This is a genomic window from Neobacillus citreus (genome assembly GCF_018343545.2).
Classification (GTDB): Bacteria; Bacillota; Bacilli; order Bacillales; family Cytobacillaceae; genus Neobacillus; species Neobacillus citreus.
Window position 1 is genome coordinate 1 of the sequence record NZ_JAGYPE020000077.1, and the last position, 23621, is coordinate 23621.

28 protein-coding genes are annotated in these 23621 nt (G+C 40.1%); 1 reads left to right on the forward strand and 27 read right to left on the reverse strand.

Translation table 11 applies throughout. The features are described from left to right. The 12 genes from KHB02_RS26245 to KHB02_RS26300 all read right to left on the reverse strand — a co-directional run. Positions 1-505, reverse strand: a 505-nt coding sequence (locus tag KHB02_RS26245) for a polyprenyl synthetase family protein (protein ID WP_241114107.1), incomplete at its 3' end; no start/stop codon positions are given. Between the two features lie 39 nt (positions 506-544). Next, positions 545-1249 (reverse strand): demethylmenaquinone methyltransferase, encoded by a 705-nt coding sequence (locus tag KHB02_RS26250; protein WP_213145027.1) that lies wholly within the window; start codon positions 1247-1249, stop codon positions 545-547. A 3-nt stretch (positions 1250-1252) separates the two neighbouring features. Then, positions 1253-2059 carry a heptaprenyl diphosphate synthase component 1 gene (locus KHB02_RS26255; RefSeq protein ID WP_213145026.1) on the reverse strand — a complete coding sequence of 269 codons (807 nt, stop codon included), beginning with the start codon at positions 2057-2059 and terminating at the stop codon, positions 1253-1255. Between the two features lie 224 nt (positions 2060-2283). Next, entirely contained in the window at positions 2284-2520 is a 237-nt protein-coding gene (mtrB, locus tag KHB02_RS26260; RefSeq protein ID WP_213120359.1) for a trp RNA-binding attenuation protein MtrB, read from the reverse strand. 29 nt (positions 2521-2549) lie between these two features. Then, positions 2550-3116: a GTP cyclohydrolase I FolE gene (folE, locus tag KHB02_RS26265; RefSeq protein WP_213145025.1), complete on the reverse strand. Its 567-nt coding sequence runs from the start codon at positions 3114-3116 to the stop codon at positions 2550-2552. 152 nt (positions 3117-3268) lie between these two features. After that, a complete protein-coding gene (locus tag KHB02_RS26270) occupies positions 3269-3541 on the reverse strand; it encodes an HU family DNA-binding protein (protein ID WP_213120357.1) in 273 nt (90 codons plus the stop codon). 344 nt (positions 3542-3885) lie between these two features. Beyond that, positions 3886-5364 carry a stage IV sporulation protein A gene (gene spoIVA, locus KHB02_RS26275; protein ID WP_213145024.1) on the reverse strand — a complete coding sequence of 493 codons (1479 nt, stop codon included), beginning with the start codon at positions 5362-5364 and terminating at the stop codon, positions 3886-3888. 308 nt (positions 5365-5672) lie between these two features. Further along, positions 5673-6380, reverse strand: a complete 708-nt coding sequence (locus KHB02_RS26280; protein WP_213145023.1) for a hypothetical protein — start codon at positions 6378-6380, stop codon at positions 5673-5675. 28 nt (positions 6381-6408) lie between these two features. Then, on the reverse strand, positions 6409-6594 hold the full coding sequence (locus tag KHB02_RS26285; RefSeq protein ID WP_213145022.1) for a DUF2768 domain-containing protein: 186 nt from the start codon (positions 6592-6594) through the stop codon (positions 6409-6411). Positions 6595-6897: 303 nt separating this feature from the next. Further along, positions 6898-7947, reverse strand: coding sequence for an NAD(P)H-dependent glycerol-3-phosphate dehydrogenase (locus KHB02_RS26290; protein WP_213145021.1), 1050 nt, complete (start codon positions 7945-7947; stop codon positions 6898-6900). A gap of 19 nt (positions 7948-7966) precedes the next feature. Then, positions 7967-9277, reverse strand: coding sequence for a ribosome biogenesis GTPase Der (gene der, locus KHB02_RS26295; RefSeq protein WP_213145020.1), 1311 nt, complete (start codon positions 9275-9277; stop codon positions 7967-7969). Positions 9278-9438: 161 nt separating this feature from the next. Next, positions 9439-10047 carry a YphA family membrane protein gene (locus KHB02_RS26300; protein ID WP_213145019.1) on the reverse strand — a complete coding sequence of 203 codons (609 nt, stop codon included), beginning with the start codon at positions 10045-10047 and terminating at the stop codon, positions 9439-9441. 106 nt (positions 10048-10153) lie between these two features. Here KHB02_RS26300 and KHB02_RS26305 point away from each other — a divergent pair, with 106 nt between their 5' ends. Next, positions 10154-10300 (forward strand): YpzI family protein, encoded by a 147-nt coding sequence (locus KHB02_RS26305; RefSeq protein WP_213145018.1) that lies wholly within the window; start codon positions 10154-10156, stop codon positions 10298-10300. A 155-nt stretch (positions 10301-10455) separates the two neighbouring features. On the opposite strand, the gene fni is transcribed toward KHB02_RS26305, so the two are convergent. The 15 genes from fni to KHB02_RS26380 form a co-directional block, all read right to left on the reverse strand. Beyond that, entirely contained in the window at positions 10456-11508 is a 1053-nt protein-coding gene (gene fni / locus KHB02_RS26310; protein ID WP_213145017.1) for a type 2 isopentenyl-diphosphate Delta-isomerase, read from the reverse strand. 12 nt (positions 11509-11520) lie between these two features. Further along, positions 11521-12660, reverse strand: coding sequence for a 30S ribosomal protein S1 (rpsA, locus tag KHB02_RS26315; protein WP_213145016.1), 1140 nt, complete (start codon positions 12658-12660; stop codon positions 11521-11523). A gap of 121 nt (positions 12661-12781) precedes the next feature. After that, positions 12782-13363: a lysophospholipid acyltransferase family protein gene (locus KHB02_RS26320; protein WP_213145015.1), complete on the reverse strand. Its 582-nt coding sequence runs from the start codon at positions 13361-13363 to the stop codon at positions 12782-12784. Position 13364: 1 nt separating this feature from the next. Further along, positions 13365-14039, reverse strand: coding sequence for a (d)CMP kinase (gene cmk / locus KHB02_RS26325; RefSeq protein WP_213145014.1), 675 nt, complete (start codon positions 14037-14039; stop codon positions 13365-13367). A gap of 114 nt (positions 14040-14153) precedes the next feature. Further along, on the reverse strand, positions 14154-14333 hold the full coding sequence (locus tag KHB02_RS26330) for a DUF5359 family protein (protein ID WP_213145013.1): 180 nt from the start codon (positions 14331-14333) through the stop codon (positions 14154-14156). 102 nt (positions 14334-14435) lie between these two features. Continuing rightward, on the reverse strand, positions 14436-15785 hold the full coding sequence (gene ypeB, locus KHB02_RS26335; protein ID WP_213145012.1) for a germination protein YpeB: 1350 nt from the start codon (positions 15783-15785) through the stop codon (positions 14436-14438). A gap of 12 nt (positions 15786-15797) precedes the next feature. Further along, positions 15798-16541, reverse strand: a complete 744-nt coding sequence (gene sleB / locus KHB02_RS26340) for a spore cortex-lytic enzyme (protein ID WP_213145011.1) — start codon at positions 16539-16541, stop codon at positions 15798-15800. Positions 16542-16745: 204 nt separating this feature from the next. After that, positions 16746-17435 (reverse strand): glutamic-type intramembrane protease PrsW, encoded by a 690-nt coding sequence (gene prsW, locus KHB02_RS26345; protein WP_213145010.1) that lies wholly within the window; start codon positions 17433-17435, stop codon positions 16746-16748. Between the two features lie 82 nt (positions 17436-17517). Next, the gene (locus KHB02_RS26350) at positions 17518-18474 is read right to left on the reverse strand and encodes an asparaginase (RefSeq protein ID WP_213145009.1); all 957 of its coding nucleotides are present in this window, start codon (positions 18472-18474) and stop codon (positions 17518-17520) included. Between the two features lie 7 nt (positions 18475-18481). Beyond that, entirely contained in the window at positions 18482-19483 is a 1002-nt protein-coding gene (locus tag KHB02_RS26355; RefSeq protein WP_277398389.1) for a YpdA family putative bacillithiol disulfide reductase, read from the reverse strand. Positions 19484-19557: 74 nt separating this feature from the next. Continuing rightward, entirely contained in the window at positions 19558-20835 is a 1278-nt protein-coding gene (locus KHB02_RS26360) for a Glu/Leu/Phe/Val family dehydrogenase (RefSeq protein WP_213120339.1), read from the reverse strand. Between the two features lie 226 nt (positions 20836-21061). Continuing rightward, entirely contained in the window at positions 21062-21643 is a 582-nt protein-coding gene (locus tag KHB02_RS26365; protein WP_213145007.1) for an adaptor protein MecA, read from the reverse strand. A 190-nt stretch (positions 21644-21833) separates the two neighbouring features. Beyond that, on the reverse strand, positions 21834-22622 hold the full coding sequence (locus tag KHB02_RS26370) for a metallophosphoesterase (RefSeq protein ID WP_213145006.1): 789 nt from the start codon (positions 22620-22622) through the stop codon (positions 21834-21836). A 22-nt stretch (positions 22623-22644) separates the two neighbouring features. After that, complete coding sequence (locus tag KHB02_RS26375) at positions 22645-23001, reverse strand: hypothetical protein (RefSeq protein ID WP_213145005.1); 357 nt, start codon at positions 22999-23001, stop codon at positions 22645-22647. A 64-nt stretch (positions 23002-23065) separates the two neighbouring features. Next, the coding region (locus KHB02_RS26380) for a CBS domain-containing protein (RefSeq protein ID WP_241114109.1) at positions 23066-23621 on the reverse strand (556 nt) is incomplete at its 5' end.

Here is a 23621-nt window from a genome sequence, read left to right on the forward strand (position 1 = left end):
TTTTAATTCTGCGGAGATAGTCCCGAAGGTTCTGATTAAAACGATATTTATCCTTAAATTGCTGGATTTCCCCCACGCTTACTTCGACTATGGCATTGGCCAAAATTTTATGGGCTAAAGGATGCTTGATATTAGTCATCAATTCGAGTGCAAGAGCAAACACGAAGTCACCCGTATACATCGCAGTCTTGTTATCCCATTTTGCTTTGACAGTAGGCTGTCCCCTTCTTAAGTCAGCATCATCGATGACGTCGTCATGAACAAGCGAGGCCATATGAATTAGTTCCAATGCAACCGCAACATTCTTCATTACGTTTATATCATAGGTGCCAAATTTTCCTGCAAGCAAAACAAAAACAGGACGTATTCTTTTTCCCCCGGCTTGTAATGTATGCAACGAAGCTTGCTGCAGGAGGATAGACTCTGATTTGATCGTCTCCTCCAGTTTTTTCTCGATTAAACTAATATCCGAATTCAAAAATGAATACATCATTTTTAATTTCATTTGTATCCACCTAGCTTTTCATCCTGTCTTTGTTCCATGTTATTTCTTATGTCCGATATGAACAGCAGCCGCACCGCCGCTGTATGGCTTATATTTAACATTTTGAAAGCCAGCCTGCTCAAACATTCTAGCCAACTCTCTCATCCCTGGAAAATCGCGCGCAGACTCTTGAAGCCAAGAGTATTCCTGGTAGCTTTTCGCAAACATCTTTCCGAATAAAGGCATAATAAAGCGGAAGTAAAAGAAAAACAGCTGTCTGTAACCAATAAGGGTTGGCTGAGATGTTTCAAGGCAAACCCCGATTCCGCCCGGTTTTACAACCCGTTGCATTTCTTTTAGTACCTGCAGGTAATCCGGCACATTCCTTAAACCAAAGCCAATGGTGACGTAATCAAAGCTATTATCAGGAAAAGGCAGTTCCATTGCATTGCCATGGATGAGTTCAACTTGATTCAACCCAAGCTCGCGGACTTTTTCCTTACCTACGTTTAGCATATTTTGACTAAAATCCAAGCCAATCACTTTTCCGGATGGACCGACAGCTTCTGCCATAGCAATTGTCCAATCAGCTGTCCCGCAGCAGACATCCAGGGCTTTTGAGCCAGGCTGTACATTCATTCTTTTCATCGTGTCCTTACGCCATCTAATATGCTGCTGAAAGCTGATAACAGAGTTCATTTTGTCGTAGCTATCAGAAATTTTTTCGAACACTTGATGAACACGTTGTTCTTTCGATTGCTGCATGTTTCACCCTTCTTCCACAAATGTTTTGGCATATGGCTGATATTGATTTAATAAATTGGAAATCCTGTCTTCAAGCAAATGATTTAGAAATGGAAGCTTTGGAATCCCTTTTTCAATTATTTGCTTTGAAAGTTCAAGATACCGGTCACATACCTTTAAAAGCTGATCGTTCTGAATATCCGGCAAGTCTTTGTTATGGTCGTGGAGTGGTACCATTATTTTTTTCAATGCAGCAAATAAAATGGAGCTGCCGGTTTGAAGAAATAAAGCCTTTTCGTTTAATAACCGTTTGAATAGCAAGTAATAGGCTAGAACATCATTCCAAAGGTCGATATTAAAATATTCGGCAAGCTTCGAAAGCAGCGAGGTTTCAATGACCATCATGCTTTTCATCAGCTGTTCGATATCCTCTGACTCGGTAAAATATACTGAAGTCTTATGTTCATTTACTTGCTTAATTCCTTCCGACAGTGCTTTTATCATGAAAATGTCATCTGAATCGGCTAGGAACTTATAATACAATCCGCTAAAATAATCCCCGGCCAAAACAGTAAGCTGCCGGTTTTTTTCCTCATTTGTTGAGGTAATATGTTCATGGGTATCGAGGGCGATTTGTACCAGCATAGTCGAGAGGGCATAGTTTTCCATTTCGTGATAAGACAAATCCATCCGGTCCATGATGGAAACTAAAATTAGGAGTTTATCCTCGTCAACTATTGGGGTCTCAATAAATTGTAGCAAGTAAGGATCAAAAACACGGTTTTCGACTTTTTCCTTAATGCTTATTAACTTTTGTCGAATATCCTGCATTTTTAATCACCCTTGTTCCCCGAAGTAGTATCATTATGTATTCTTATTTCCTAATCCAAAAGGAAAATGCATGTTAAATAATTAAGTAAGAAAAACTCTGCCAATAAACAAGGCAGTCACCATTATAACACATATAAACATCCATGAGCAGGAATTCACAAAATAATTATATTTCTCATCAACTAAGAATACTCTTATAAAAAACAGAAGGACCAAAAAGTCCTCTATTTTTTTATTTCACTTTCAATTTCCCCGTATTGAGTAAGAATTTTGGCATTCCCTCTAATTTTAATAGCAGAAGTATGCTCTGTAAATTGAGCAATTAATACCTCACCTTTATCAAGCTTTTCAGAATGGTGAAATCTTGTATCAGTACCTCTCGTCAGACCAATGACACTAACTCCATCATCATTTGCTTTAATGACAATATAATCACTACTTTGTGGCTGCCGGTTTTCCATCATCATCACCTCTAAAGTTTTAGAAAAAGTTAATTTTTTATTAAGGAGAGCACTTCGGAGCGGGCGCTGACATCCTCGGCAAGTGTTCCACGAACAGCAGTTGTTACGGTTTTTGCTCCCGGTTTTTTCACTCCACGCATCGTCATACACATATGTTCTGCTTCCACCACAATCATTACACCGTGTGGCTCTAATTTTTCCATAATACTATCAGCAATGGTGGAAGTAATTCGTTCCTGCAGCTGTGGTCTTTTGGCAACAGCTTCGACGGCTCTTGCCAGCTTGCTTAAGCCCGTTACACGGCCATTACGCGGGATATAGGCCACATGAGCATGCCCGAAAAATGGGACAAGATGGTGTTCACACATCGAATAAAACGGAATATCCTTCACCAATACCAATTCTTCATGATCCTCACTGAAAATCGTTTCAAAATGCTTTTTAGGATCTTCCTTTAACCCGCTAAAAACTTCTTCATACATTTTTGCCACACGCTTAGGGGTGTCAAGAAGTCCTTCCCGATTTGGATCTTCCCCGACTGCTTCTAATATTAAACGTACCGCCTCTTCAATTTGGGCACGATTTACCTCTGCCATGTTAACTCCTCCTATTTGCCTCTAATAGATGTCAAATACATATTAGCATATTGTTTTCTTAGCAGGCAATTTAACAGTGCCAAAGAAAAAGGCCATGGTGTTTGCCATGGCCTTTGCTCTTAAGCATTCGCTTAAAGCAATAATTTATGTAATTATTTTACTGCGTCTTTAAGCGCTTTACCTGGTTTGAAAGCAGGAACCTTGCTTGCCGCGATTTCGATTTCATCACCAGTTTGAGGGTTACGCCCCTTACGTGCTGCGCGCTCGCGTACTTCAAAGTTACCAAAACCGATAAGTTGAACCTTATCACCATTCTTTAAAGCATCTAAAATCGAATCAAAAACAGCATCAACCGCTTTAGTTGCGTCCTTTTTAGAAAGTTCGCTGGCTTCCGCTACTGCATTAATAAGTTCTGTCTTGTTCATGCCTTTCACCTCCTCCCAAAGGTTTATCGAGATAAATAAGATTACTTATCTACATTTCTAAACACTTTTTCTGATTTCTATACGTTCAACAGCGCAGTTTTATTGTAAAAGTTATAAAAATTACCGCATTTGCAGCAATTTCTAAATCTTTGAAAAAACCTTTTAAAATAAAGGACTGATGCACTACTAACGTAATTCTGTTAAAAGATTATCATAATCAATTCAGCATATCAAGAAGATTTCAAGAAATTATGGGAATCTTTTCTTTTCTTCTACAAAATTCTACTTTATTGGTCATAATTGGGTAGAAACGCATAAAAAAAAGACTCCAGAGGAGTCCAATTTTATAAAATAATGGCAATCAAACCGCCTGAGCCTTCGTTGATAATTCTTTCAAGTGTTTCTTTTAATTTGTATCTAGCATTTTCCGGCATTAAGGAAATCTTAGCCTGAATGCCTTCACGTACGATGGAACTCAAACTGCGGCCAAATATATCAGAATTCCAAATAGAAAGCGGGTCATCTTCAAAATCTTGCATTAGGTAACGGACTAGCTCTTCACTTTGTTTTTCTGTTCCAATAATCGGCGCAAATTCTGATTCCACATCCACTTTAATCATGTGAATGGATGGTGCAACAGCTTTTAATCTAACACCGAAACGGGAACCCTGACGGATTATTTCCGGCTCTTCGAGGCTCATGTCTGAAAGTGTTGGACTAGCAATTCCATAGCCCGTCTGTTTTACCATTTTTAGGGCGTCTGCAATATGATCATATTCCGCTTTTGCATGGGCAAAATCCTGCATAAGCTCTAGCAAATGGTCTTTTCCTCTGATTTCTACCCCGACTATTTCTTTTAAAATATCATCATATAATTCATCCGGAGCAAATAAATCGATTTCAGCTACACCTGACCCCATTTCCACTCCGGCGAGTCCTGCCTTGTCAATAAACTCAAACTCACTGAAATGCTGTACAACCCGGTCGACATCTCTCAATCTCTTGATATCTTTTACCGTTTCCTTAACAGCATCCTGATAGCTTTCTCTCAGCCAATGATTTTCCTTTAGAACCATTACCCAGCTTGGCAGATTGACATTGACTTCAAGAACAGGGAATTCATAAAGTGCTTCGCGGAGTACATTTAAGCAGTCATTTTCCCGCATGCTCTCAACACTCATGGCAATGACAGGAATGTCATATTTTTCAGCCAGGTTGGACCTTAGAGTCTCTGTACTTGGATGATATGGCTGGGCACTGTTCACCACCATAATAAACGGCTTGCCGACTTCTTTGAGCTCTTCAATAACCCTTTCCTCGGCCTCGATATAATTACTCCTTGGAATCTCTCCAATGGTTCCATCTGTTGTAACCAGCACACCTATTGTAGAATGCTCCTGAATGACCTTTCTTGTGCCAATTTCAGCGGCCTCATGGAACGGAATAGGTTCTTCATACCATGGCGTATTAATCATTCTAGGGCCATTTTCATCTTCATACCCTTTAGCTCCAGGTACTGTGTAGCCAACACAATCCACAAGTCTTATGTTGACATCCAAGCCTTCATCAACATGAACAGTTGCGGCCTGGTTTGGAACAAATTTAGGCTCAGTTGTCATGATTGTTTTTCCAGCTGCACTTTGCGGAAGCTCATCCTGTGCTCGCGATCTATCTGCTTCGCTGTTTATATTCGGTAAGACAACAAGCTCCATAAATTTTTTAATGAATGTTGATTTTCCTGTTCGTACTGCTCCGACTACTCCTAAATAAATATCGCCGCCCGTTCTTTCGGCAATATCTTTAAAAATATCTACCTTTTCCAAGTGATCCCCTCCTGATCATAGAGTAAAGTGGGATAGTTTCATCCATATAGGTATTTTTGGACAGTATATGTTTATGATGTTGTCCTACCCAGTTATGACACTTTTCTAAAAATTTTTTACCTCCTTCAAAAAAAATTTCATGTAATGCTGGTATTTACAGTACCTGTAAGGTCAAAATGGATGGAGGGTTTCTATTTATGTTCATCGATACGATGGAATTAGGAATTCGCCGTACCGCGTTTATTTATTGAAAAAAAACCCTTCTCCTACAATATATTTCGCAGGAAAAGGGTTATGACTTTTAAATCTTATTCTTCTAGAAATACCGGTTCATTTGTTTTTGGGTCTACGGTGTAGGGCAGGGAAAAAGCCGGAACGAACATAGAGTTATTGACTAGAATAGGCCGGATATCCTCGCCAGGATTCACCTTCTGGTCTGATTTCTTAATTGCCTGATAAAGGTCAGGGCTGTAATCTATATATACTTCGGCATTCCCAGTGATGACAAAGGATAAATTTTGATTGGAATACGGACTGACGGCATATGGAGGCTCCTTATATCCCAATTTTTTATAGTCTAGAGTAAACACATTTTTGGCAATTTGTTTTTTATAGGGCGGATACCCCATTGCCTTTAATCTTAATTTCATATCCCGGATCGTTTCAGCCATTCTTAAGTCAATAAGTTTCACCGTTGGACTGGTTTCCACATCAACCAAAACGTATTGGAATATACCCCCGTTTTCAAACGCATTACCGGGTGGTTCAGCTATATATTTGGGGGCAATCTTTTTAAAATCGATTGGATACTTTTGATAAATAGGGGTACCCGCTTCTTTCGTTTTGATTGGCAGTATACCGCCATTATCATTTCTAAAATCGTCCACAGCCGTTTGAACTGCTTGTATTTGATCCTTGTAGGGAATCTGATTCTTTGCCAATTCCTCCTTTGGATACATACATCCCGTTAACAGGAAAGCCAAAGCTGCACACAAGCCCAGCATCTTCCACTTCATATAATCACCTTTATATGTATATTTTTCGTCATGTCAGGAATACGATAAGCAGTGTCAGCCCTGCTGCAATCATAAATAGATAGGCAAGAATAGCTGTAACAAAACGGAGTACTCCTGTTAATTTATACCTGCTCAAATAAATGGTAATAATGGCGAGAAACATTAAAGCCATTCCGCCAACGGATATCCACATCTTTAACATACCTGGTGACAACGTAATTCCCCCCTTGTCCGAATGTTATTATAACATAGCTTGTCCTTTTGAAAATAGGCTAAGTTAACGCTTACTGTTGATTGGAGCGGAAATCAACAGACCAGTTTAACAAAGCCTATAAAAATAAAAAACTGAAGTAAAGAGGGGCGAGTTCTTTACTTCAGCCAGGTCAAGACTAAATAACCCATACTCCAGCGTCATACTACCAAGTTGCTTCGTTGCTTCGTTGCATTGTATGCATTTTCATGTTAAAGCGTATCAGAAGAATGCCTATTTTTTGAGGGAAATAGCACATTTTTTTCGTTATATATTTCTTTCATCCAAAATATTAACCAAATCTTCCATCTCATGCGTTTTGCTGCGGCCCATTAATACCTCTACCCCGTCTTTTGCATTTTTGCCATTAAACAAAACATCATAGAGCACACGGGTAATAGGCATTTTTACTTCATATTTTTCGGCCAGCTGGTAAGCAGCTTTCGTGGTTCTGACACCTTCCACGACCATACCCATGCTATCAAGTACTTCCTCTAGAGTTTTTCCTTTCCCTAATAAATTTCCTGCTCTCCAGTTTCTTGAATGAACACTGGTGCAGGTGACAATTAAATCGCCTATTCCTGCCAAGCCGGAGAAAGTTAACGGGTTAGCTCCCATTTTTGTGCCAAGCCGAGCGATTTCAGCCAATCCTCTTGTCATTAGGGCAGCTTTGGCATTATCCCCATAGCCCAAACCATCGGTAATTCCTACAGCCAAGGCAATAATGTTTTTCAAGGCACCACCAATCTCAACCCCAATTACATCGGAATTCGTATAGACACGGAAATTGTGGTTAATAAATAAATCCTGAATTTCTTCAGCTGCCTCCATATTTTCCGAAGTAACCGCAACCGTTGTCGGGTGTCTGAGACTAACTTCCTCGGCATGGCTTGGACCAGAAAGAACAACGACAGCATCTAACAGCTCTTCAGGCATTTCTTCCTTGATGATTTCCGAAATTCTCATCAAAGTATCGGGCTCAATCCCTTTACTTACATGTGTTATCATAATCGGAGAAGTTACGACAGCTTGAATTTTCCGAATGACCTCGCGAATGGCCTTTGTGGGAACCGCTAAAATAACATGCTTAATATTTGCCAAGGCATCGCTTAAGGAAGCATAGCCAACGATTAATTCAGGAAGGTCTATTCCGGGCAAATATTTTTTGTTTGTATGAAACTGATTGATTTCTTTAACTTGTTCCTCATTATGGCTCCACAACCGGACCCCGAGTCCATTATCTGCCAGTACCATCGCCAGGGCTGTCCCCCAGGATCCAGCACCGACGACGGCAGCAGCCTTTTGTTTCTCTTCCATTACGATCACCGCCTCAAGGCTATTTTCTTTCTCTTGCATAAATTTTAATAGGGGTGCCCTCAAAGCCAAATGCATCCCTTATCCTGTTTTCAAGAAAACGTTCATAAGAAAAATGCAATAATTCTGGTTCGTTTACGAAAATGACAAAGGTTGGCGGCTTCACGGCAACCTGTGTTGCATAATAAATTTTTAATCTTTTGCCTTTATCCGTTGGTGTCGGGTTCATGGCAACCGCATCCATAATAATATCGTTTAAGACACTTGTTTCAACACGCATAGAATGGTTCTCACTAGCCAAATTAATCACTGGCAGCAAGGTATGGATTCTTTTTTTCGTTTTCGCAGATAAGAAAACGATCGGTGCGTAATCAAGAAACAGAAAATGATCTCTGATCTTCTGCTCAAACTCTTTCATCGTTTTTTCATCTTTTTCAATAGCATCCCACTTATTGACGACTATGACGACCGCTCTTCCGGCTTCATGGGCATAGCCTGCGATTTTCTTATCCTGTTCAATGATTCCTTCTTCCGCATTAATGACTACCAAAACCACGTCTGATCGTTCAATGGCCCTAAGTGCCCGCAGCACACTATATTTTTCGGTGCTTTCGTATACTTTACCTTTTTTTCTAATTCCTGCTGTATCGATGATAACATATTCTTGTCCTTCGTACGTATAAGGAGAATCGATGGCATCACGGGTTGTCCCGGCGATATTGCTGACAATTACCCGGTCTTCTCTTAATATGGCGTTAACCAAAGAAGATTTTCCGACATTTGGCCGGCCAATTAAAGAAAACTTAATAACATCCTCATCATACTCTGCTTCTCCGCCCTTTGGAAAATGTTTTGCAGCAGCATCCAACAAATCCCCCAGGCCAAGTCCATGAGACCCCGAAATTGGGATTGGCTCTCCAAACCCAAGTGCGTAAAAATCATAAATCATATCCCGCATTTCAGGATTATCAATCTTATTAACCGCTAGGATAATTGGTTTTTTTGTTTTATAAAGAATTTTCGCTACTTCTTCATCGGCAGCCGTAACCCCTTCTCTCCCATTCGTTAAAAAGATAATGACGTCAGCTTCATCAATCGCCACTTCGGCCTGCTGCCGGATTTGCTCCAGAAACGGCTCATCACCAATATCAATCCCTCCTGTATCGATGATATTAAAATCATGGTTGAGCCATTCGCCTGAGCTATAAATTCGGTCTCTCGTCACACCTGGGATATCTTCAACAATGGAAATTCGTTCACCAACAATTCTATTAAAAATAGTGGATTTTCCGACATTCGGTCTTCCCACAATGGCAATAACAGGTTTAACCATTCAAATCGCCATCCTTTCTTATCCGTTAATCAAACTTTTTTAGTATGTAAAGTTACTAAAAATGATGAAAGAACCCTTCGGGGTACCCCCAGAAAGGTCTAACTATCCTATCTTAGCAAATGTTAATCTCCTCCTGCAACGGATAGGGGGAATAAATCTTGTTAAGAAGATTTTTGTTTTGTTTTTTCCAAAAAATGAAAATGATTTTGCAGTACTGCTCCCGCATTTTCCAAAAGGCTCCAGCCAACCGTTACTGCGGAAATCAACGCACATACATCTAAATAAGCAAAATCTCCGATTGAATGCGGAAATTGAAATTTATTTAAAATATACGCGTACAATAACTCTCCCTGCATGGTTCCGCTAAATATAATCAGCAGTCTCCCCTTTAATGTTTTTTGCAGGATTATAGCCAAATAGCCGATACCGATTCCCATCATCCATTCCTTCTTAAATATTAACCAAACTGGGTCAAATATTTCGAACAAATGGAAGGTTACGTAGGCAATTGTGATAATTAAAGAACAAATGAGAAGGTATATGATAACCCGCTGCTTTTCTTTGCTTATAAATAAATATGAATAACCTAAGATGATAACCCCGCTTGCATAAACGTCAACCATTCCGAAACTAAAATGATGGTTTGAAAAAATAATCAAGATTAATACTGCAGCCGCAACCCTTAGCCGATACGGATTATCCTTAGGTAAAATAAACGTAAGGTAAACCCAAAACATCCAAAAAATCAAATAAAATGTCGCACCTTCCATACATACACCTCCTATTATTATCATTATTGATATTCCTGATGAACTTTTATACTCACTGAATAATATTTCCTGTGTGATTCATCTTATAAAGAGGAGGTGTAGAAAAATGGGAAAAGACCGCCAAGAGAAAAAGCTAAAAGCAAGCAGAAGAGTGGAGTCAGACCGTGATCAAGCCTTGCACTATAAGGGGTCCACGAAGCTGTCAGGTCCTGATGAGGCAAGAGGTTTAAATGATGGGAAGGACGATTACTAAAAGAAAAGCGGAAGCGCCTTGACCAGGGGCGACAGGCATAAGACGAGCCGGCGAGAAGGCTGTTTTTTAGCCTTCTTGACGGATTGGCTTATGACCCCGAGCCCCTAGGCGCTGCAGCCAGACAAAAAGAAAAGCTCCTGCAATTTGCAGGAGCTTTAAACTTGTCGCTGGCTGTATTGTTTAGTATCAATTCCTCTTTGGGTTAACCAATGATAAGTCTCTCCGGAAATAATCAAGGGAACACGTTTCAATTCCGAAATGGATTTTACCCCTAATGCTGTCATAATAAGAGTAATCTCCATAAGCAGCTCCTGCATTTCATCCACTAATGCTTCTGTCCCTTTTTCTACAAGAATCCTCAGGAAATGACCAGCAATCCCAATCGCATCCGCTCCCAAGGCTATTCCTTTGACGATATCCAAACCGTTCATAAAACCGCCAGAGCCAAGGATGGAAATGTTGGAAATGGAAGAAGCTTCCGCAATAGAAACAGGAGTGGGTATGCCCCAATCAGTGAAAAAAGGAAGGGATTTCTCTCTGCGTTTATTTTCGATCTCCGCAAAGTTGGTTCCTCCGGCTCCCCCACAATCGGCAATTTGCACCCCTATCGAGAAAAGCATTTGAATCGTTTCACGGGACATACCAAAGCCCACCTCTTTTATGATCACTGGGACTTCTACACCGTTTACGATGGTTTCAATTCTTTTTAAGGCTCCGGAAAAGTCACGATCCCCCTCCGGCATGGTCAGCTCTTGGATTACATTTAAATGAATTTGCAGCGCATTGGCTTCAATCATTTCAATCGCATATTTTGCATCATCCAACTGTGCCTCACTGCCAAGATTGGCAATCAAAACGCCCTTCGGATTCTCTTTACGGGCCACTTCAAAGGTATAGCTTTGAGTTCGATCCTTAACAGCCGACATTTGTGAACCGACAGCCATCGCCAATTCAAGCTCACTTGCAGCAATGGCCAGTTCCTTATTAATCGAATAGGTTTTTTCACCGCCGCCGCCCGTCATTGCATTGATAAAAATAGGCGAACTTAAATAAAGTTCGCCTATTTTTTGATTTAATCGAACATCACTAATACCAATATTCGGTAAGCTTTGGTGAATAAATTTAATATCATCAAATGCTGAAGAACGCGTGTGCCCATTTTCAATAGCTAGGCGGATGTGATCCCATTTACGTTCCAATCTAGACACGTTTTATCACCATTATTTTCTCAGATTCTTTAACTTATCTCCAATCATTTCACCAAGCTGGAATCCTTTTGATTCTTCCGGAAGTTCATAATCGTAGGTTTCCTCAACCTCTTTTTCAAGAAGCTCCTTGATGCTCAAAGATAAGCGCTGCTCTGCTTCATTTGCATCTAAAACTTTAACGGATACCTCTTGTCCTTCCTTTAACACCTCATGAGGGGTACCGATGTGTTTATGGGCAATCTGGGAGATATGAACAAGGCCTTCAACACCTGGGAATACCTCAACGAAAGCTCCATAAGAAACCAATCGCTTAACGGTTCCAGTTAACACACTGCCCTTTGGAGCTTTTTCTGAGATGTTTGACCACGGCCCAGGAAGTGTCTCTTTAATGGATAATGAGATTCTTTCGCTGCCCCGATCTACGCTTAGGACTTTTACATTAACCTTTTGGCCTTCATGTACAACATCTGTTGGTTTATTGACATGTTCGTGTGATAATTGAGAAATATGGACAAGTCCGTCAATTCCGCCGATATCAACAAAAGCACCAAAATCAGTCAACCTTTGAACTGTACCTTCAATGATATCCCCCGGCTGGATTGCATCAAGACGGGATAGTTTTTGCTTTGCCTTTTCCTGTTCAACAACAGCACGGTGGGAAAGGATTAAGCGATTTTTATCTTTATCAAGTTCGACAATTTTAAAAGTAATCGTTCTGCCCTTATAGTCGCTAAAATCCTCGACAAAATATGTCTCAACAAGGGAAGCAGGGACAAAGCCGCGAACTCCAAGGTCGACAACTAGGCCGCCTTTCACTACATCTTTTACTTCAGTTTCAATAACCTCGCCGCTTTGGAATTTCTGCTCAAGACTTTCCCAAGCCTTGCTGGCGTCCACTTTTCTTTTTGAAAGAATTAATGCTTCTTCCTCAACCTTCATTACTTCAAGCTCTAGTTCATCGCCTTCTTTAACGGCATCTGAGGCTTTTTCAATATGCAGGCTTGATAATTCGCTGATTGGAATAATCCCATCAAGTTTGCTGCCTTGGATATTTACAAGCACCTGCTTTTCTTCTACTTTAGTAACTTGCCCGGTTACCTGGTCGCCAACTTCAAAGCTTTTCACTTCTACCTGATTTAATTCTTCAGACATATGTAATCCTCCTTAATCCATTGACTAGCAAAATCTATAATTATCTATAAATTCTGATTTGCCCAAAATTGAATCTCATTATTTAACTTCTTATAAATCATGTCTTTTGTCAAGCGGAAACCTATCGATCCTCTTTAATAAGTTTATGAATTTCAGCCATAATTAATTCAGTGGCTGCTTCCGCAGATGCCTTCGAAGTTCTAAGTTCGTCCATTTGAATAGGTTTACCATAAACTACCTTTAACTTTTGCAGGTTTTTGTAAGGACCAAGAATCGCACACGGAACAACAGCACAATTTGTTTTCAAGGCAAAAAAACCAGCACCGGCAAGGCCCTTCCCTAATTCCCCAGTTTTACTTCTCGTTCCTTCTGGAAAAAGCCCAAGCACATGCCCATCCTTTAAGATGTTGATTCCTTTTCTTAGTGCTTCGCGATCACTCATTCCTCTTTTTACAGGAAAAGCGTTACATTTCCGCACGATGTTCCCCAAGACAGGGACTTGGAAGATTTCCTCTTTGGCCATAAAATAGACAGGTCTTTTCCCGGTAATCCCGACAATAATGGGGTCAAAATTATGAATATGATTGGAACAAAGAAGCACGCCGCCATCTTTTGGAATATTCTCCGCTCCAATCGTTTCAACTCGATACCATGGTTTAAAAATTGCGTTTACTACTGATCTGGCAAAGGTATAAAACGTCAACTCATCCAATCCTTTCGTGCACAAGAGCCATAATTTTATCGACTACTTCCGGAATAGTCAAAGAGGTGGTATCAATTTCGATGGCATCTTCGGCCTTTTTCAAAGGAGCTACTTCTCTTTCAGAGTCGATTTTATCTCTACGCGCAATTTCTTCTTTTAGTTTTTCCAAGTCTGATGGGAATCCCTTTTGAAGATTTTCATTATGGCGCCGCTCAGCTCTTTCGTCCACACTGGCGAGTAAAAAGACTTTTACCTCTGCATTCGGTAAAACATGGGTGCCAATGTCACGCCCATCCATGACAACACCGCCGCTTTTCGCAAACGATTGCTGTCTTCTCACCATTTCTTCCCTTACCCTTAGGTGTTTGGAAGGAATGGAAACCAAATTGGTTACTTCAGATGTGCGAATTTCGTTAGTAACATCCAGATTATCGAGTAAAACGATTTGCCCGTTATCAGAAGGCAGGAGTCCTATTTCTGTTTTGAGCAGCATTTCCACTAGGGAGTCTTCATCTTCAAGATCAAGATTGTTCGCAATTGCTTTATATGTCAACGCCCGATACATGGCACCTGTATCAATGTAAATATACGATAAGTTTTCTGCCACAATTTTTGCTACAGTGCTTTTACCGGCAGCAGCAGGACCGTCAATTGCGATGGATATTTTTCTATTCATAAATCCTCCTAATGAATATCTAAAGTTGTCTATATTTATTTTACCATAAGAGAATGGAATCCTTCCTTAATTTAATCCATTAAATCAAAAAAAGCAGGCAAGCCTGCTCTTTCCTTAATTTCCTTGAAAGGTCTGGAGTATTTCGGTGATGGAATTTTCGTTGACGCCTTCGTATTTGGTTATTTGCTGCAATTCTGGCAGCGTGTCAAGCTGATGAAGAAAAAATTGCGTTAGAAGTAAAAACAGAAACTGTATGATGATTATCTTCATTAAAATTTTTTCGATTTTCTCCAAATCCATTCACCCCGGTACCAAGTTATTCCTATTATGGGGGCTGATTCGTTATTTTATTCTCGGTAGTGTGCCAAAAGAGAAAGGAAAAGCATTAGTCTTTCCTTATAAAACACCTTCATACATATTTTCCGCATTTTTTAGTTTATCCACTTTTTCTTCCATACCTGTTTTTGCATTAATAAAAATGCGGTAAGTATCTTCTCCCATTGTTCCGAGAAATTCGTAACATAATACTTCCTCATTTAAATCATTGATGACTACAGCAAGCCGGTCCTCCATCACCTTTAGATTTGGATTCACTTTCTTTCTGGCATCTTCAAGTGTAATGGTTGGTTTATCTAAATTTCTTGTTTGAAAGGACTTTAAGTAATCCTCCGCAGAGACGCCGACAATATCGCCATTATCTAGAGCAACCTTAACCTTTACCGATTCCGGATAGATTCTGACCCCATTAGTAGTGGTGACAAAATTAAAGACACCAACATTATCATATTGAAAACTTTCAAAAGTTTCTAAGTCTTTAAAGCCGGTTTCTTTTAAAAAGGCAAGTGCTTTATTATTGGCATCATTCAAACTGATCGCCTGCTTATCGATCGGGCGGTTGTTCATAAACCAAATGGGATGGCCGGCTTTTTTTGTAATGTCCATACTAGCTTCCTGACCAGTTTTGTTATTCCTTACGGAAACACTGTAAAAGCCGTAGTCAGACCCTTTGCCATTTTTGGTGACCTTCACATCCGCATTGCCGTCAATTTTCATATATTTTTTCGCAATGTCAGCAGCCTCTTGCTTTGTAATGGATTTCCCTTTAATTTTTTTATAGTTTTCATCCTTTTTTTGCAGGTTTGTAAAGCTAAGCCACTGAGCAGTTTCTTCATAGCCGCTGACGGTTTTCTCAACCGTTTTGAAACCGTCAATAATCGTGTTATCTGTATTTTCCTTACCTGAGGCCAGGGCAAGCTCAACATCCATCCAGCGCAAATTGTTCTTTAGTACCATATGCTGGACTTTTCTAAGCTCTGACTGGATTTGACCGGATTGCTTATAAAGGGATTTCAATGTTTCGTATTCCTGATCAGAAAGGGGCTCCTTATCCAAATCCCTGGCAGCAGTCCGATAGCTGAAGTTTCCGATATTCGCAAGAAATTCCTCTGTTTTATTAAATGGCAGCAGCGTCAATGGAAGCTGCCCAACATCGCTGTGAGCCTGTGACGTGAGTCTCCAGACTTCAATTAGCGACGGTGATAATGAACTTTTTGAGTTCATAGCAAGTGTTGTGCCAATTTTGTCATTTAAAAGGTCCATTCGATAAGTAAGATTATGGAACGCCCGTTGATAATTGTTTTCTGCATTTAATAACACCGCGTTTTTCTCTTGATGTTCCTGGTAACCCCAGTAGGCAGTACCCGCAATAGCTACCGCGAGAACGCCAATCAATATTCCTCTAATCAACTGTTTTCACCTCTATTTGCAAAAAATATGTTGGCCAATTTTTTTAATTTGCGGTCTTCCCCAAATCCATCCGCTCGTAGCCGTTGCCGGATTAAAATAATACAAGGCTTCGCCGGTAGGATCCCAGCCATTTATCGCATCGATCACTGCTTTCTTGGAAGTTTCATTCGGGGTCAGCCAAATCTGTCCATCGGCGACTGCCGTAAATGCTCCCGGTTCAAAGATAACTCCAGAAACCGTGTTTGGAAATGACGCACTTTGTACCCTGTTTAGAATAACTGCAGCAACTGCTACCTGGCCGATATATGGTTCACCTCTCGACTCCCCATGAACGGCATTGGCCATTAAGCGAATATCATTTTGCGAAAAACCGGCCGGAGTGTTTGCGGCGGTGGGTGCTTGCGGTTTTGCATTTGGTTTTGCCGCAGAATTATTGCCCGCCTTATAGTTTTTGCTCGCCTTCACGAGTTTCGCTTTTGTATCCGGTCCTGCCATCCCATCAATCGGCATCCCAAATTCATACTGGAAATTCCGTAATGCCCAATAGGTCCGCCAGCCGAAAACTCCATCCACCGTCCCTGTGAAAAAACCTAAATGTTTGAGCCTTTCTTGTAATTCAATGACATCGGCGCCGACCGCACCATGCTGGATTACCTGTCCCGAAAAAGCCTGAACCTGATTGGTTTTTACGAATGGTAATGGCGTTATTAAAAGGGATAAGATTAGCAGATTTATTAATATCGATTTCTTCAACATGGAACATTAACCCCCATTTGTAAATCTTTTTGCATTAATCCTATTTTTTGTTTAAATGGTGTTTTTATTCCAATTAAATAAAGAAAACTCGCCGATTGGCGAGCCTGTAAGGGCGGTTCATGAGGCGTAGTTGCACTTATACGTTAAGAAAGTATAAAATTTGGAGTAATTTTACACTTTCTTATTAGCTGAAAAAACCCAACATCAATGATGAAGGGTCTTTTCAAGTGAATATTGTTTTTTAAAATGGTTAGCACTTAACAATTTCGCTTTTTTCACTTTTCTAAGTCCAAACCACCATAGAAAGATCATGAAAGGAAAAATGATAAGCAGCCAATTTTCTAAAGATAGCAGGATTAAATCGTAGAAGCCGTGCAGAACAAATGGGAGTAGCAACGACAAAGCAAGCCATTTCGCTTTATTGCCTTCGGTAAACTTTGCCTTGCCAAAATAAAATCCCATTATAACCCCAAAGAGTGCATGACTGGAGACCGGGAGCAGCGCCCGGGTTATGGCATGTTCAATGCCGTTAGCAATAAGGTAAAAAATATTTTCAACGGTAGCAAAACCAAGGGAAACTGCCGCACCGTAGACAATTCCATCAAACGGTTCATCAAATTCAACATGTTGATAAATGGCATAAAAAACAATAAACCACTTAAAAAATTCCTCAAGAAAACCGGTACTGATAAATGCGTTAATCATGCTTGAATCAAGTAATTGCTCTGTCTTTAGGACATGCTGGATAAACATAATCGGAAATACCAACAGCGCACCATACAAAAATGTTCTAAGAACAAGGGGAATAGGCTCAGATTCATATTCATCTTTTAAATAAAAATAACTTAGCAAGGCCAAGCCGGGAGCGATCCCGGCAGATAAGATTCCCAGCATGATGAACCTCTTTTCAACTCCATTTTCTTAAGTCTAACATGGAAATGACGTAAGGAAAATGAAAGATTTATTCCAGCTTCCATTAATATTGAATATTTTCTAGTCCGCTTGCTAGCGAAACAGCAAGTTTAATTCTTGCCTTTTTGCAGTCATTATCGCTGCCAAGGATGACTCCCTTTTTATAAAGGTCATAGGCACTGCCCTCGTAATCATAGGTTGTATAAACAGAACCCTCTTCAGCGCTGGTGGTAACGACCATCTTAATTCCAGCTTTTATTGATAGTTCTATTTCTTCCATCATTTTAGGGGCTACCTGGCCGCGCCCTACCCCCTCGAGGATGATTCCTTTTACTCCAGCTTCTCTTGCGGCCTTAATAAATTTTCCATCGGCACCAATATAGCATTTAATGATCTCAACCTGGGGGATTGCTGTAAGAACCTTATAAAATTCCCGTTTTATAGGCTTTTGAAAAATATGAACCTGGTCGTTATCAATGATTCCTAGATAGCCAAATCCAAAGGAGTTAAACCCCTGAATATTGGATGCGTGTTCCTTTTTGACGTATCTTGCTGCAAAAATCCGCTCATTAAAAACGACAACTGCCCCGGCATCATGCAAATCTTTAGCACAAGCAGAATAGATGGCATGCCTGAGGTTAATGTAGACATCACTCCCCAAATCTTCTGGGGAACGCTGTGATCCGGTTACTACAACAGGACGGGAATCGGCAATTGTTAAATCAAGGAAGTAGGCTGTTTCTTCCATTGTATCTGTCCCGTGTGTGACGACCACTCCACAAACCGTATCATCTTTAAAATAGCCCTCAATTTTTGATTTTAATAAAAGTAAATCGTCAAAAGTAATATGAATACTAGCTTTTTGAAAGACAGATTCAACAATGACTTCAATATCATTTGGCAATTGGCACATAGCAGCCAGTTCTTCACCCGTTAAAGCACCAGATGCAAGTTTTCCAGAATCTTTATTTGGTTTACTTGCAATTGTACCGCCTGTAGTTAACAAAACAACCTTTTTCATAGTAATATCACCCTTTTGATTCTTTCTCTAAGATGGAACCTGCAATTTGTCCGCCATGAAATCTTCCATTTTCGATAAAGATTTCATTTGCATTGTTGCCTGCCGCTAGTACCCCTGCAATATAAATCCCTTCTACATTTGTTTCCATCGTTTCAGAGTTAAAAATCGGCCTTCCTGATTCTTGGTCGATTATCACTCCCATATTTTTAATGAATTGATGATCAGGGTGGTAGCCAGTCATGGCAAACACAAAGTCATTTTTTATGGTCTTTTCTTGGCCTTCTTTTACATAAATGACCTCATTTTCAGTTATTTCTTTGACATTTGCATTAAACTCCATATGGATGACTCCATTCCGGACCAAGGCTTCAAATTCCGGAAGAATCCATGGCTTGATACTTGGAGAATATTCATTTCCGCGATATAAAACAGTTACTCTTGCACCCGCCTTTACAAGCTCTATGGACGCATCTACACTGGAATTTTTTCCACCTATAACACAGACATCCTGGTCAAAATAGGGATGCGCTTCTTTAAAGTAATGAAACACTTTAGGCAGATCCTCACCAGGTACCTTCATAAAATTGGGGTTATCATAGTAGCCGGTGGCTATGACAACATGATTGGCACGATAAGTATCTTTTTCTGTTACAACTGTAAACAATTGATTGTCTTTTGTCACTTGCGTCACTTTTTCAAAGGGATTAATACGAAGCTTTTTTCTTTTTGCAACCTCTCTATAATAGACTAGAGCTTGATTTCTTTTTGGTTTATAATTTTCGGTTAGAAAAGCGACATCACCAATTTCTAATTTTTCACTTGTACTAAAAAAGGTTTGATGTGTTGGATAGTTATATAAAGAGTTTACAATATTGCCCTTTTCGATGATAAGCGGGCTTTTCCCTATTTCCTGTAAGGCGATCGCAGCCGCCATACCACACGGGCCACCGCCAATAATAATTACGTCTTCTATTTGCACAATGGAACACTCCTTAAAACATTCATGCATCTGTTTTAATATAATGAAAAAACTCCTACCTGTTAATGATAGGAGTTTTGAAGATATATTTCAATGGTAACAACTTAAATCCAGCCTCTGAAACGGCTTGCTTCAGCCATTTTTCTTACACCAACCATGTAAGCAGCAAGACGCATATCAACTCGGCGAGTTTGGGCTGTATCATATATATTGTTAAAGGATTTGACCATCACTTTTTCAAGCTTTTCTTCTACTTCTTCCTCAGACCAATAGTAACCCTGGTTATTTTGTACCCATTCAAAATATGAAACAGTTACTCCACCTGCAGAAGCTAATACGTCAGGTACAAGAAGAATTCCGCGCTCGGTTAAAATTTCTGTAGCTTCTAATGTGGTAGGTCCGTTTGCGGCCTCAACCACGATCCCGGCACGAATATTGTGGGCATTCTCTTCAGTAATTTGGTTTTCAATTGCTGCCGGAACGAGAATGTCACATTCCAATTCAAGCAGTTCCTTATTGGTAATTGTGTTATTGAATAGCTTTGTTACTGTTCCAAAACTGTCCCTTCGGTCGAGCAGGTAATCGATATCTAGTCCATTCGGATCATAAAGCGCACCATAGGCATCTGAAATCCCTACTACTTTAGCACCTGCATCATGCATGAATTTTGACAAGTAGCTGCCAGCGTTGCCGAAACCTTGGACAACGACTCTAGCTCCTTCGATATTGATGCCTCTCTTTTTCGCTGCCTCGCGGATACAAATGGTGACCCCTTTTGCTGTTGCCGACTCACGACCATGGGAACCGCCAAGTACAAGCGGTTTTCCAGTGATAAAACCAGGATTGTTAAATTCATCAATCCGGCTGTACTCGTCCATCATCCAGGCCATTATTTGCGAGTTTGTAAATACGTCTGGAGCAGGAATATCTTTTGTTGGGCCGACAATTTGGCTGATTGCCCTTACATATCCGCGGCTTAATCTTTCAAGCTCACGGAATGACATATCGCGCGGGTCACAGATAATCCCGCCTTTACCGCCGCCATATGGAAGATCAACGATTCCGCATTTTAAGCTCATCCAAATTGAAAGGGCTTTCACTTCTGTCTCTGTTACACCTGGATGGAAGCGGATTCCTCCCTTTGTTGGGCCTACTGCATCATTATGCTGCGCACGGTATCCAGTAAATATTTTTACAGATCCATCATCCATTCTAACTGGAATCTTGACTGTCATCATTCTTAGCGGCTCTTTTAAGAGCTCGTATACCTCTTCAGGGTAACCTAATTTTTCAAGGGCTTTATGTATAACGGTCTGTGTTGATTTTAACACATCGTGCTTACCCTCATGATTAGTCTTTTCATTACCTTTTTCGGTAGACATTTATAAACCTCCTAAGAAAATACTAAAACGATTAATGTCCGCTATCAGTCACAAGTATACACCTTTAGGCAATTAATGCAAGAACAAAAATCCACCTTTCCTTTTATATATTGTGATTATGCAAAGGCGGTCATTCGCATTTATTTACTATTTTAAAATAACAAATAGCATTGTAAAAAAACTTAAGGAGCGGTTTAACCCCCTCCTTATTAGATATGTGTATTATTCATTTGAAATAGTGGAGAAGGGTTTCGATCGCTGCGTGACCGACGATTAGTTTTCCATATTCTTTTAAGACATACGGACTTAATATGGATGCATTGCCAAACTCCGACATCAATGAGGCAGTAATAGAGTTCTGTTCGGTTTCTATTTTTGTCAGCAAAAGAAAGTAGCGGCTGCGATATACATATAGACTCCCACCATAAATACCTAATAAGGAAAGCCGTTTCGCGAGACCGATTATATCTTCTAATTCTTCAAATTCATATAAAAAGTCCTCACAGCCCCCTACTCTTACCTGCATTTCAATTAAACCATCATCCAATGCTTCCTCATCTTCCCGCGTATGGTCGACGGTTATAATCATTATAATTCCTTGAGCTTGAAGGGAGAAAATTTCAACCGCTACCGAACCCCTTATATCAACATCGAATTCTTCACTTGCCTCTTCAAGCATATCGTGAAATAGCTGATTCCATTTGCCGGATTCTTTCCAAATATCCTCCTTGGAAAGCCCTCTTTCAAACAAATCATCGGACGTTAAAATAATTTTTATTTTATTTGCTGCTAAGCGTTCTAAGCGCATGTTTTTGCCCCCTGCTAGACATCTCTTGTGTTAGATTATGAAAGCAGAGAGGCGGTTGTGAATTGTCTCCCCTAAATGAAAACTCGCCGATTGGCGAGTCCGATAGGACGGTTCATGAGGCGTAGTTGAATTTATGCGTTAAGAAAGTATAAAGTTTTCGACAAAAAGTTTATACTTTCTTATTAGCTAACTAAGGAGTATCGGTTCCGTTTCTAACAGTAATCAAATGGCATTGTGCCGGGGCTCCCAATCTAAGGGGGATGGCAGTTGTTCCATAACCGTTGCTTATGAAAAGCACTGTTTGCTGAACTCTTTTTATTCCCCCTTTTTCTCCGGGACTGAATCCAAAAAGACGGATTTGACCACCGTGTGTATGTCCGCTTAAAATCAGCCGGATACTCTGCTTTGTCCCAACTTTCTTGATAATATCCGGGGAATGGCTGACCAAGATTTTAAAGTGATTGGCTTCTGTTCTGTCTAAGGCCAACTCAAGCCGGTCCCTTCCTAAAGTGACATCGTCAACTCCAAGTAAAAAAATCTTTTCGCCTTGGTTAGAATGCAGGCTGACGGCTGAGTTATCCAAGACATTTATGTCAGTTTCCAGAAACACCGTATGTAACTGATGCAAATTGGCCTCATAATCGTTATTTCCCCATACAAAATAAACGGGACCAATTTGTCTTAACTTCATTAAATTTGCCTTTACCTTTTGTAAAGGCACATCTCTTTCTGTCAAATCCCCGCCTACTACAACAAAATCAGCCTTCCCTATGGCCGTTTGAATGACCTTATCAGATATTGTCCGTTTATGAATATCGGAAATAAAAAAGATGGTCATTCTTCCAAACGTTTCAGGAAAATCCTGAAAAAGGAATTCATGCCGGACAACATCATTTAAAAAGGCCTCCCGCAGCATATATAAAAGCAGGCATAACCCAATGATGAGAACGATCAACAAGATAATTGGGATTAAACCCATATTCACATACCCCTTTAAAACTCTAAGATTCTAATGAAATGGTACCATAAACGATACTTAAACTAAAAAAAACAAGTGCCTGCTCCCAGCCAAATCGAAAAAGAATCGTGAATACGATAATCAGAAAAACCATTTCTATAATCTTCAAGAGAATATGCTTCTTCTGTGCACCTCTTAATTTATGTATGAAATCCTTGATAAGACCACCCGTAAGAAGGACACCAAGGAACAGGGCTAAGGCGGCAGCCAAAAACTCAAGCGGGTGTGTAATTAAAACAATAAAAAAATCAGCCAAAACAAATGGTTTCGGAATCCAAATCCATTTAATGAATAAATAGCCGAACAAGTAGATAAACAAAATCCTCCCTACTGCAAGCATGCAAAAAATCCCCCCCATAACAATGTATGAGGGGGATTGGTATTATTTCCACGATTAAGTATTTTTACACTTCTTCAATACTTAAAATACGAAAGCCATGTTCTTCAAGTTTTTTCGTAAATTTATCAATGTTATCTTTCTTTTCAATTTTCATGACTATTCTTCGGACCAGCTTATCTGTTTCGTCAAAGGTGACCAGCGAAATGATATGCTCGTGAAAATGATGGGCGATTTCCGACAAGCGAGCGATCCGTCCTTCCGTCTCAACTGATGTAAACGCAATCCTCACCCCGGGGCGATTGACTCCAAAAGCACTCTCAAAGAAGCTCAGAACATCTGAGCGAGTTATCACCCCTAGAAAATTACGATCCTCATCTACTACTGCAAGCAAAGGAAAATCTTTTAAATCAAGCATCGTCCTTTCAAATAGTTCCGCACCTTCTAAAAACATCTCTTGGTGGGTAGCAATGTCTTTCACACTCGTCGTTGTTAAATATTCTTCCTTTGGTTTATTGGAAAGAAAATAATTTTCATAAATCCCATATCTGGTCACTACACCGACATATTTATTACCTTGCAAAACAGGTAGGCCATCAATTTGCTGAGCTTCTAATCGATCC